At 71.1% G+C, this 10,788-nt stretch carries 8 protein-coding genes and 1 pseudogene; 3 read left to right on the top strand and 6 right to left on the bottom strand.

The genetic code is table 11. The features are described from left to right. The 3 genes and pseudogenes from ABNT58_RS07720 to ABNT58_RS07710 all read right to left on the bottom strand — a co-directional run. Positions 1 to 395, bottom strand: a pseudogene (locus ABNT58_RS07720) (hypothetical protein); the annotation flags it as partial. A 38-nt stretch (positions 396 to 433) separates the two neighbouring features. Further along, complete coding sequence (locus ABNT58_RS07715) at positions 434 to 1,381, bottom strand: tripartite tricarboxylate transporter substrate binding protein (protein ID WP_348752920.1); 948 nt, start codon at positions 1,379 to 1,381, stop codon at positions 434 to 436. 164 nt (positions 1,382 to 1,545) lie between these two features. Next, the gene (locus tag ABNT58_RS07710) at positions 1,546 to 3,954 is read right to left on the bottom strand and encodes a DUF6351 family protein (protein ID WP_348752919.1); all 2,409 of its coding nucleotides are present in this window, start codon (positions 3,952 to 3,954) and stop codon (positions 1,546 to 1,548) included. Positions 3,955 to 4,171: 217 nt separating this feature from the next. Here ABNT58_RS07710 and ABNT58_RS07705 point away from each other — a divergent pair, with 217 nt between their 5' ends. After that, positions 4,172 to 4,978: an IclR family transcriptional regulator gene (locus tag ABNT58_RS07705; RefSeq protein ID WP_348752918.1), complete on the top strand. Its 807-nt coding sequence runs from the start codon at positions 4,172 to 4,174 to the stop codon at positions 4,976 to 4,978. Here ABNT58_RS07705 and ABNT58_RS07700 read toward each other — a convergent pair. The 3 genes from ABNT58_RS07700 to ABNT58_RS07690 are packed head-to-tail and all read right to left on the bottom strand — an operon-like array spanning position 4,947 to position 7,835. Next, on the bottom strand, positions 4,947 to 6,209 hold the full coding sequence (locus tag ABNT58_RS07700; protein ID WP_348752917.1) for a hypothetical protein: 1,263 nt from the start codon (positions 6,207 to 6,209) through the stop codon (positions 4,947 to 4,949). The two genes, ABNT58_RS07705 and ABNT58_RS07700, sit on opposite strands and share 32 nt — an antisense overlap. Before the next feature lie 55 nt (positions 6,210 to 6,264). Beyond that, positions 6,265 to 7,608: a tetratricopeptide repeat protein gene (locus ABNT58_RS07695; protein WP_348752916.1), complete on the bottom strand. Its 1,344-nt coding sequence runs from the start codon at positions 7,606 to 7,608 to the stop codon at positions 6,265 to 6,267. Then, positions 7,605 to 7,835: a DUF2789 domain-containing protein gene (locus tag ABNT58_RS07690; RefSeq protein WP_348752915.1), complete on the bottom strand. Its 231-nt coding sequence runs from the start codon at positions 7,833 to 7,835 to the stop codon at positions 7,605 to 7,607. Before ABNT58_RS07690 ends, ABNT58_RS07695 begins: the two co-directional genes overlap by 4 nt. 177 nt (positions 7,836 to 8,012) lie before the next feature. On the opposite strand from ABNT58_RS07690, the gene ABNT58_RS07685 reads away from it, so the two are divergent. Together ABNT58_RS07685 and ABNT58_RS07680 are read left to right on the top strand one after the other, a co-directional pair. Further along, positions 8,013 to 9,557, top strand: coding sequence for a sensor domain-containing diguanylate cyclase (locus tag ABNT58_RS07685; protein ID WP_348752914.1), 1,545 nt, complete (start codon positions 8,013 to 8,015; stop codon positions 9,555 to 9,557). A gap of 246 nt (positions 9,558 to 9,803) precedes the next feature. Then, positions 9,804 to 10,727 (top strand): sigma-70 family RNA polymerase sigma factor, encoded by a 924-nt coding sequence (locus ABNT58_RS07680; RefSeq protein ID WP_348752913.1) that lies wholly within the window; start codon positions 9,804 to 9,806, stop codon positions 10,725 to 10,727. Positions 10,728 to 10,788 lie beyond the last annotated feature (61 nt).

Below are 10,788 nucleotides of genomic sequence, written 5' to 3'. Positions count from 1 at the left end.
TCGCTCGCGCGGGCGCGGGCGCAGCACTCCTGCGCGCAGGCCAGCGCCAGCTCGAAGCGGCCCAGCTCGCAGGCGCCCAGCGTCACCCAGCGCAGCAGGTCGTCGCGCCAGGCGCCGTGCTGCGGCGCCTGCAGCAAGGCCAGGGTCTGCGTGCCCAGCTCCAGCAGCCCCGGCAGATCGCCCAGCCGGTACAGGCAGAAGGACAGCAGCACCCCGGCCTCGGCCCGCGCATCGGCATCGGCGGCCGGGCTGTGCCAGGCCCGCAGCGCGTGCTGGCGGCCGGCGTCGAAGGCGGCCCGGTCGCGTGCGTCGCGCGCCGCGGCCAGGGCCTGGGCCACGTCCTGGGCGCTGAGCGCAGGCGGGCGGGCAAGGGGTTCAAGCAGGGAGGAATGCACTTCAGGGCGGAAGCTTACGCCACCGCCCGCCGGTGGCGTCACTTGGCGGCCAGACCCAGCTTCTCGATCAGCTTCTTGTCCTTGGCAAAGGTTTCGGTGGCCCAGGCGCGGTATTCGTCGCCGGTGCGGTACCACACCTCCTGGTTGAGCTGGGCCATCACCTCGGCGTGGCGCGGGTCGTCCAGCGCCTTCTTGAAGGCGTCGTGGATCGTCTTGACCACGGCCGGGTCCATGCCCTTGGGGCCCACCAGGCCGTAGGGCGAGGTGGACACCACGCCATAGCCCAGGTCCTTGGCGGTGGGCACGTCGGGCCAGCGCTTGGTGCGCTTGTCGCCGAAGGTCAGCAGCAGGCGCATCTGGCCGGCATCGACGAACTTGTCCCAGCCGGTGGCGTCGCTGGCGGCCATCACGTGGCCGCCGATCAAGGCCTGCATCTGGTCGGCGTTGCCCTTGAAGGGCACATGGTTCAGCTGGATCTTGGCGGCTTCGGCCACTTCTTCCATCAGCAGGTGCGGGCTGGTGCCGATGCCGGTGGAGCCGTAGTCGATCTTGCCCGGTTCCTTGCGCGCCGCAGCCACGTAGTCCTGGAAGGTCTTGTAGGGCGAATCGCTGCGCACCACGAAGCCGAAGGTGTAGCCCGAGGTGCCCATGATGAAGGTGAAGTCGTTCAGCGGATGCCACTGCGTCTTCTGCATGTGCGGGATGCGCAGCATGCCCATCGGGTACTGCGAGATGGTGTAGCCATCGGGCTTGGCGGTCAGGGCCATTGCGCCCGGGCCCAGCGTGCCGCCGGCCCCCGGCTGGTTCTGCACGATGATGTTCTGGCCCAGGTGCTTGCTGGCCAGCTCGGCCAGCAGGCGGTGGTGGCGGTCGGTGGAGCCACCGGCCGGCCAGGGCACGATCAGCGTGATCGGCCGGCTGGGGTAGGCCTGCGCGCGCGCGGCGGCAAAGGGCGCCAGCGCGGCGGCGCCACCGGCGGCGGCCAGCAGCGTGCGGCGGCGCAGAGCACCGGAGGTGGCGGTCGGGGTGGGGGTGGGCTTCAAGGGTGGGCTCCTTCAGGGTCGGCAAGAAACGGGAAAGCCGGCGGTTGCCGGCAGGCCCCCGCACGCAGGCGGGGGCAGGGGGTCAGAGCGTCATGCCTGGGCGGGGTTCACCTCGCGCGGGACACCGGTTCGGCCGGCATCGGCTGGCCGCCCGGGCCGGCCGCAAAGGTCAGCCAGCTGACCGCCGGCTGCTGGCCCACGCCGGGCTTGCTCCAGTCGCACACGCCGGTGGTGAACACCGCCTGCAGGCGGCTGAGCTGCGCGGCGTTGAGCAGGCCGTTGTAGTCGGCCACGTTCACCGGCTTGAGCTGGCACTTGAGCACGTCTTCGGTCAGCGGGCCACCGGCCACCTGCCGCGGCGAAGCGGCCTTGCGCAGGTACGGGTCGGCGTCGCAGGCGGCGGTGTCGGTCACCTTGGTGGCCTGCGCCGCATCGCTGCTCAGCACGCAGTAGTCGCTGGCGCCGGCGGGCTTGGCGGCCTTGAGCTTCTGCTGGATCGTCGAGCTGCTGCTGTCGGCCTTGAGCTTGGTCAGCCACTCGTCCATGGTCAGGAAGGCGCTGGTGGCCATGGCCGTGGACGGCGTGAAGCCGCTGCGGCCGAAGCGCCAGATCACCTGGTTGTCATGGTTGCCGTTGGCCTTGTCCAGCCGGTCGCGGATGCTGAAGCTGCGCCACTGGTGGTGGATGCCCACCAGCGCCTGCGGGAAGGCGGTGATGCCCGGCGGCACGTCGATCAGCGAGTCGTCATAGCCACGCATGTCGATCACCGCCGTCTTGGCCAGCTGCTGGCCGCTCATCACGATGCCGGCCTTGTAGGCGATGTCCAGCGCGGTGGTGTCGGCCTGCGAGCGGGCGGCCACCAGCTGCGAGTCCTTGTCCACGCCGCCGATGATCTCGTTGAGCGTGACGAACTCTTCGCCGCTGATGGCGCCGTCCATCAGCGCCTTCAGGCCGTACTGCACGCCGGTGTTGTCGCGGGTTTCGCGCGAGCGGTTGCCGTCGCCCGACTTGCCCCAGATGGAGGTGGCCCAGTCCCAGGCGCTGCAGCGCGCGCCGTTGGGGTTGCTGGTCTTGTCGAACACCTGGCTGGTGGGCAGCTGGCAGTTGTTGGTCAGCGTGCTGGCCTGGCTGATGGCGCCGGTGGTGTTGTCCACCACGGTGCGGGTGAAGTAGTTGCCGACCTGCGCATTGGTGCCGAAGCGGTTGTACCAGGCATGGCAGCCGGTCTGGTCGCGGTGGCCGTTGATGGCCGCCTTCTTAGCATTGGCCTGCGCAGGCGTCAGGCCGGCGTTGGTCATCAGGTTCAGCCAGGCGGGCTTCTGGTAGGCCTCGACCAGCAGCACGCAGTCGTTGACTTCGAGCAGCGTCGATTCCGAATCGGGGTAGGCGCAGGAGATGGTCATGCCGTCCAGCAGCCCCGGGGCGATGGACGCGTTCATGTTGGCGTTGATCGAGCCGCCCGAGCAGCCGCTGCCCATCGTGTACTTGATGGAGCCGTAGCTGTCGCTGATGTGCTCCTTCATCATCATGACCGTCTCGGTCATCATCACGCGGTTGGAGTTCTGCAGCGAGTCGGTCAGGCTGTTGGCCACCACCATGAAGCCACGCGACAGCGACTTGTCGTCGGTCCACGCGGTGGCGGGGCGGAACTGCCGGCGCGGCTGGCCGGTGCTGGCGCCGAACTGGTAGAGCACCTTGCCGTTCCACTGCGCCTGCGGCGCCACCGGCGTCCAGGGCTTGGCGGGGTCGAACAGCACCGCGATGTCGTAGATGCCGCGGTTCATGGTGCCGCGCTCCACCCGCACGATGTAGGGCACGCTGGCGCCGTTGTCGGTGGTGGTGGTGGCCAGGTCGGCCGGGGTGCTGCCCACGGTGTAGGGCTTGAAGCAGGGGTTGGCCGGCGGCGTGGCCGCAGCGGGCGGCGTGGTGGCGTCGAACGGCACGTTCGGCGTCGGGTCGGGCAGCGCAAAGCTGCAGTTGGCCGCCGTGGTCTTGTAGTACAGCTTGTATTCGGTGGCGATGTTGCACTGCGCATCCACCGCCGCGGTGCCCAGGCCGCTGGCATGGGTGGCGGGCTGGGTGCCGTTGGCCGCCTGCGGCGTGGGCGTGGCGCACACGTAGGGCACGGTCTGCGGGCCCGAGATGATCGGGCCGCCGCGGCCGGTGTTGGTGATCTTCAGTTCGGCGGCGCTGGCGCCGCGGCTGCTGGCCACCAGCGTGTTCTCGCCGGCGGCCAGGCCCGTCACCAGGCCGGTGAGGCGGCCATCGCGCAGCGCGAAGGCGCTGGTCACGTCGCGGCCGCCCACTTCCACCTTCAGGCCATCGGCCTGGGCGCCCGAAGGCAGCACGATTTCCACCATCGCGTCGCCGTCGGTCACCAGGTCGGCGCGGGTGGACAAGGTCTTGATCTGAACCGGGGGATCGTCACTGCCATTGCTGCCGCAGCCGGCCAGCAGCATGATCGCCAGGGCGATCGGGGTGGCGCACAGCGCCGTGCCAGGGTGGTACTTCTTCACCTGTCGTCTCCTGTGTCGCGCCAGGGCGGCGCTGTCTTGTGTGGGGCCGGGTTTATTCCGCTGTGCGGACAATGCGGGGGCAGGCCCAGTGTGATCCTAGACGGCGCAGGACACGGGTGTAAACGCGGAGTTAACCCGCAGGCCTTGTCGCCGCCGCGACAGCGCGCCGGTGGCCAGTGGCACGCGCTTATTCCGCACAGCAGAGTAATATGGCCGCATGAGCCGCCAGCGCCAGACCGACAGCAGCACCCCCGCGAAGGAAGACCGCCGCTACGTCACCGCGCTGGCCCGCGGGCTAGAGGTGCTGCGCTGCTTCAAGCCGCAGGACCGCTGGCTGTCGCACCAGGAAATCGCCCGCCGCACCGGGCTGCCGCAGGCCACGGTCTCGCGGCTCACCTTCACGCTGGTGCACCTGGGTTACCTGCGCCACCAGGCCGACAGCGGTCACTATGCGCTGGCCGGCGGCGTGCTGGCGCTGGGTTTCAGCATGCTCAGCAACTTCGACATCGCCCGCATCGCGCGGCCGGTGATGCAGGCGCTGGCCGACGAGGTGGAAGCCGCGGTGTCCATGGGCCTGCGCCACCAGCTGCAGATGGTGTACGTGGCCCACTGCCGCGGCGCCGGACGGCTGACGCTGGGGCTGGACGTGGGCGCACGCCTGCCGCTGCCCGACACCGCGATGGGCCGGGCTTTGCTGGTGGCCTTGCCCGAGGCCGAGCGCGAGGCGCTGTGCACCCAGCTGCAGCAGGCCCAACCGCGCGACTGGCCGCGCCAGCGCCGCGCCATCGAGCTGGCGCTGGCCCAGCATGCCGCGCACGGCTACGTGCTGTCGGAGCAGGACTGGCAGCGCGACATCAGCGCCATCGGCGTGCCGGTGGAAGTGGGCGATGGTCGGCCGCCACTGGCCTTGACCATCGGCGGGCCCAGCAGCTACCTGGCGCATGAGCTGCTGCTGCGGCTGGGGCCGCGGCTGGTGCGGGCCTCGGCGCAGATCAGCCGGCAGATCCACCAAGGCGCAGCGTAGGCGGTCGCGTGACGGTGCCGGCGGTGGCGGTGGCGGTGGCCTGCGACACCTCGGCCAGCCGCGCCGCATCGGGAAAGTGGCGCGCGCGGTAGCGCGGCGGCTGGTCGGTCGTGGGCTCCAGCAGGTCGGCGAAGTGAGCCTGCAGGCTGGCCCAGGGCAGCGACAGCAGACGGGCTTCGCCCGCTTCCTGCCACATCAGCAGCACGTTGTCGGCCTCGGGCAGCAAGGTGTCCTGGCCGTCGCCCCAGGTGGTGTAGTTCACCAGCGTGCCGTCCCGCGCCTGCGCCACGCGGCAGCCCGCCACGTGCAGCCCGGGCAGTGCCTGGACCAGCGCCGCCTGTTGAACTTCGTAGGCCGCCACCCGATAGCGCAGCCGCAGCATCGCCTGCAGGGGTGTGGCGTCGCTGCTCGCCTCCTGGGGCTGCCAGGCCTGCGCCTGCAGCTGCAGCAGCTCGGGCGACAGCCAGCGCAACGGGCCGTCCAGCTGCCCCAGCGCCCAGGCCAGCATCGCCTGCGGGCCCTGCGGCTGGTCGGCCGAGCTCAGCAGCAGCGCCTCGCGGAAAGGCACCATCACCAGCGGCTGGCGCGCCGGGCCGCGGTGGATCACCTCGGGCAGCAGCACGCGCGAGCTGTCGTAGACATCGCCCCAGTGGCCACGCCACACGCCCGGCACCAGCTCCTGCCAGCGGCCGTTCGTCGACTCGTTGCGCAGGTTGTCGAGGGCGTCGTCCCAGGCCTGCTCCCACGGCACGCCCCAGGCGTCCAGCAGGCTCTGCTGCACATAGGCCATCGTGGTCGGCTGGTCGATCACCATCGCCACCGACAGCTCGCCCTGCCAAGGCCGGTGCACCAACACCTGCCGGGCCTCGGGGACCTGCGCCGCCGCGTTTTGCAGGGCGGCGGCCAGCTGCTCCCGGGTGCGCAGCACCGGCCGCAGGTGGGGGCGTGCGCTGGCGTAGTCGGTGGGCAGCGCCAGGCCGGTGGTCAGCAGCCCGTGCAGGTAGTCGTGCAGCAGGCCTGGGCGTTGGCGCCGCGGCGCCGCTTGCCACTGCGGCCACAGCCGCCCGAGCTGGATGCGGTGATGGCCGCCGTCGGGCATGTGGATGTTGAGCAGCATCAGCACCGGCTCGACGTCGAAGCGAGTGATGCCCCGCTGGCGTAGCCAGCGGCCGGCGGCTTCCAGGAACCGGGGCAGGGTGGGGCGGCCGAACAAGGTGTCGAGGAGTTTCATATTTGCGATTTCGGAATCGCAAATACGCAGATTCAACGCCGGTGTGTGCGGTTGTTCACGCTAGGGGTGCGCGCAGGGCGACGATGCAGCCGCGCACCGGCTGGCGCTGCTCTTCGCGCAGCACGCAAGGGCTGGTGCTGGCCACCGCCAGCCCATGCAACGCGGCCAGCCGCTGCAGATAGGCCAGGCTGTGCGCATAACGCAGCTGGGCATTGAGGCGATAGTCGGCACCGTCGTCTGCGGTTTCCACCGAAAACGCCAGCACCGCGCCCGGCCGCAGCCGGGGCCGCAGCGCCGCGAACAGCGGGCCCAGATCGCCCAGGTAGATGAAGGTGTCAGCCGCCACCACCAGTTCGTAGTGGCGGGCGCTGGCCTGCAGGTGCTGCACCACGTCGGCATGGGCCAGCGTGTCGTACACGCCGCGGGCGCGGGCGGCGTCGATCATGGTCTGCGACAGGTCCACGCCTTCCAGGTGGCGGGCCGGCGGCTTCAGCCGCGCGCCGCACAGGCCGGTGCCGCAGCCCAAGTCCAGCGCCCAGTCGGGCACGGCGCCCGGCGGCTGGCCGGCCTGCCAGGCGGCCCGGGCGGCATCGGCCACGTGTTCATGCGCGCGGTAGTGCAGCACGTTCAGCAGGTGCGGCTCGAAGTCGTCGGCGTAGCCGTCGAACAGCGCGCGCACGTAGTGGGCGGGTGCCGACTGCGGGGCCGGTGCGTGGCCCAGCGCCGCCAGGAAATAGCGGTTGGTGTCGGCATCGTCGCCCAGCGCCAGCGCACGCTCGAAGGCGGCCCGCGCCTCGTCGCGCTGGCCCAGGTCTTTCAGCAGCTGGCCCAGCTGGCTCCAGGCCGCGCCCAGGTCAGGGTCGGCCGCCACCGCCCTGCGGTAGCAGGGCAGGGCTTCGGCATGGCGGTCCAGCATCTGCAGCGTCTGGGCGCGCAGCAGCCAGGCCGGGGCGCGTTGCGGCTGGTGGTCGAGCAGGCGTTCCAGCACCGCCAGCGCCTCGGCATGGCGGCGCAGGTGGCCCAGGCTCAACGCGCGGTAGAACTGGGCGCTGCCGCTGCGTGCATCCAGCGCCAGCGCCCGCTCGAAGTTGGCCAGCGCTTCTTCATGGCGGCCCAGCTCGCCCGCGGCCAGGCCGCGGTGCGTCCAGGCATCGGCATGCTGGGGTTCGGCGGCCAGCGCCATGTCCAGCGCCTGGATGGCGGCTTCACGCTGGCCCAGCTTCAGGCGCGCGGCGCCCAGGTTGATCAGCACCGACACCCGGCCCGGCGCCAGTGCCAGCGCGGCTTCGAAGCGCTCGGCCGCTTCCGCGAAACGGCCCGCCTCATGGTGGGCCACGCCTTCGAGGAACAGCGTGCGGGCCGCCGCGAGCGCGGCCTCGCTGCCGGGCGTGGGGCTCAACGCAGCCGCAGGTTCAGCTGGTCGACCAGCGGTGCCCAGTCGGCGTCCTCGCGCCACTCTTCCTTCAGGAACTGCGCCTGCGCGGGCGTCCAGAAGGGCGCGTCGCTCAGCAGCATGTCGGGCGGCAGGCCCCGATGGGTGGCGATGAATTGCTCGATCTCCTGCTGACCATCGGGCAGGCCCAGCTGGCTGAACAACTCGCCCAGGTCGTGCACCGGTGCGTCCATGCGCCACTCCTCTTGATGTTGGATGGCCCGCACGCTACCAGCCCTGCCGGCCGGCGGCTGTAGGACAAGCGCGTCAGCGCAGCGGCGGGGCAGCACACAATACCGTCTGACGCGACGCTGGCCCGGAGGAATCGATGCGGTGGACCCAACGTGGATGACAGGCAGGTGCTGCCCCCGATGACGTCGCCCACGTCCACCTGGTCCATCCGCATGATGCTGACGGCGCTGGTGGCCGCCTGCGTGATGCCCGCCGCCATCGCGGCCGGCCTGCTGCTGGTGCACGACTACGGCCTGCAGCGTGAACGCCTCTACCGCCAGGAGCTGCTGCTGGCGCAGGGCGCGGTGGCCGAGATCGACCGCGAGCTGGGCCGCATCGGCGCGGTGCTGGAATCGCTGGCCACCAGCCACGAACTGGCCGACGGCCAGCTGGCCCGCTTCCATGAACGCGCCAGCCAGACGCTGGCCGTCGGCCTGGTGGACAACTACGTGCTGCTGACGCGCGATGGCCGCCAGCTGCTCAACACCTTGCAGCCCTACGGCACGCCGCTGCCGCGCGCCACCATGGGCCCCGACCTGGCGCGGGTGTTCGAGCGCGGCGAGATGACGGTGACCAGCCTCTTCGTCAGCACCGTGAGCAAGGAACATGCGCTGTCGGTGGCGGTGCCGGTGTGGCGCGACGGCAAGGTGGTGCAGGCGCTGGCGGTGGGCCTGTCGCCCGCGCGGGTGGCCGGCCTGCTGCGCCGCCACAACCTGCCCGAGGGCTGGGTGGCGGCGGTGGTCGATGGCCGTGGCACCTTGATCGCCCGTTCGCTGGACAACGCGCGCTTCGTGGGCAGCGCAGCGCCGCCGGAGCTGGTGGACGCCATCGTCAGCCGGCGCGAAGGCGTGTTCGACAGCCGCACGCAGGAAGGCTTCGACGTGGTCACCGCCTTCAGCCGCTCGATGGTGGCCGACTGGAGCGTGGCCGTCGGCGCGCCGCATTCGGAGGTCACGCGCCAGCTCTACCGCTCCATGGCCATCGCCGCGCTGGGCGTGGCGGCGGCCATCGGCATCGGCATGCTGGTGGCGCTGGGCTGGGCCCGGCGGCTGGCGCAGTCGGTGCAGGGGCTGATCGGCCCGGCCATGGCCCTGGGCCGCGGCGAGCTGGTGGCCGCGCCCCGCACCGGCCTGCGCGAGGCCGATGCCGTGGGCCGCGTGCTGGAACAGGCGTCCAAGATGCTGGCCCATGCGCAGCACCTGGCCCACACCGATGCGCTCACCGGCTTGAGCAACCGGCTGCTGTTCGAGGCGCTGGCCCACCGGCAGCTGATCGACGACCAGCGCAACGGCCAGCGCCGCGTGCTGCTGGCGCTGGACCTGGACGGCTTCAAGGCGGTGAACGACCAGCACGGCCATGCGGTGGGCGACCAGGTGCTCAAGCAGGCCGCGCAGCGCATCGTCGCCAGCCTGCGCTCGGCCGACGTGCCGGCGCGCCTGGGCGGCGACGAGTTCGTGGTGCTGCTGAGCGACACCGCGCCCGATGGCGCGGCCATCGTGGCCGAGAAGCTGGTGCGTGCGCTGTCCGAGCCCTACCCGGGCGTGCGCCAGGCGGTGTCGGCCAGCGTCGGCATCGCGGTGGCACCGGCCGCCGGCGCCACCGTGGCCGACCTGATGCGCCGCGCCGACGAAGCCTTGTACGAGGCCAAGCGCGCCGGCAAGCGCCGCTGGGTGGCCCGCACCTGAGGCCCGCAAACCTCCCTCGTGGCCCGGCGATTGCTTTCGCCCCGCCCCGTCGTCTGCAGGAAAACCCGGGGTGCTTTAACACGAAGTTCAGTTCGCTTTGTCACACCACATGTGATGAATTACCGTAAGGTAGCCCGGTTCGTGTAAAAAATTCTGAAACCGGGGGAACGTCGTTTGCTGCAGGTCGACCAGGTGCTCAGCACCGGCTGTGAATATTCACCATCCAGCTTCAGCAGCATGATCTCGATGGACGGACTGCCATCGGCGTTGATCGCGCGCAACAGCTCGTGGGTGCGCCAGGAAGCGGCGTTGCTGGCGCGCAAGCTGCCTTCCAACGTAGAGCGGGCCGACCTGATCCAGGTGGGCCTGATCGCCGTGGCGCAGGCGGCCTTGGGCTTCCGGCACGAAGGCGACGCCAACTCCGAAGAAGGCCGGGCCGCCTTCGTGCGCTATGCCCGCGCCCGCGTGCGCGGCGCCATGCTGGACGAGCTGCGGCGCATGGACGTGCTGCCGCGCGGGGAGCGCCGCCGCATCAAGGTGGTGGAGATCGCGCGCGAACGCTGGTTTGCGCTGCACGGCCGCAGCCCCACGCTGGCCGAACTGAGCGAAGCCTGCGGGCTGGGCATCGACGAGGTGGCCGAGCTGGAACACGCTGCGCTGCGCGCCCGCCCCGAAAGCCTGGGCGGCCGCGACGACGACGAAGACGCGCCCGCGCCCCACCGCGAGCCCGCCACCGGCCGCGACGAGGTGGAAGCGCGGGTGGACACCGCGCTGCTGCTGCGCCGGCTGGAGCGTTTTTTCGCCCGCCTGCCCGAGACCGACCGCCAGGTGATCGACGCCTACCTGGGCGTGGGCATGACACCGGTGCAACTGGCCGATTCGCTGAGCCTGAGCCCTTCGCGCATCGCGCAGATGTATGCATCGGTGTGCAGGCGCATCGCCATCCACATGGGCCATGCGCCCGCGCGTGCGGTGGACCGCAGCGGCGCGGCCCCGGCCAGCGCCTTCGACCACCTGGTGGACGAGCGCGAGGCGCAGCTGGCCCGCGCGCCCGGGCATGCCGACTGGGGCAGCCTGCTGGAAGACGTGTTGAACGCCCCGGAGCGCCGCTTCCACGGCGAGACGGCTTCGGATCGCATCGTGGTGGGCCCCGGTACCCGTTGGGGCTGATCTGTTTACCGTTACGGGTTTCAGTCCAGCGCAAACACCTCATCGCCCGCCTCGGCCCGGC

The organism is uncultured Aquincola sp. (assembly GCF_964001545.1).
GTDB lineage: Bacteria > Pseudomonadota > Gammaproteobacteria > Burkholderiales > Burkholderiaceae_C > Aquincola.
The sequence above is the reverse complement of the archived record's forward strand: the minus strand, read 5'-3'. Positions and strand labels throughout refer to the sequence as shown.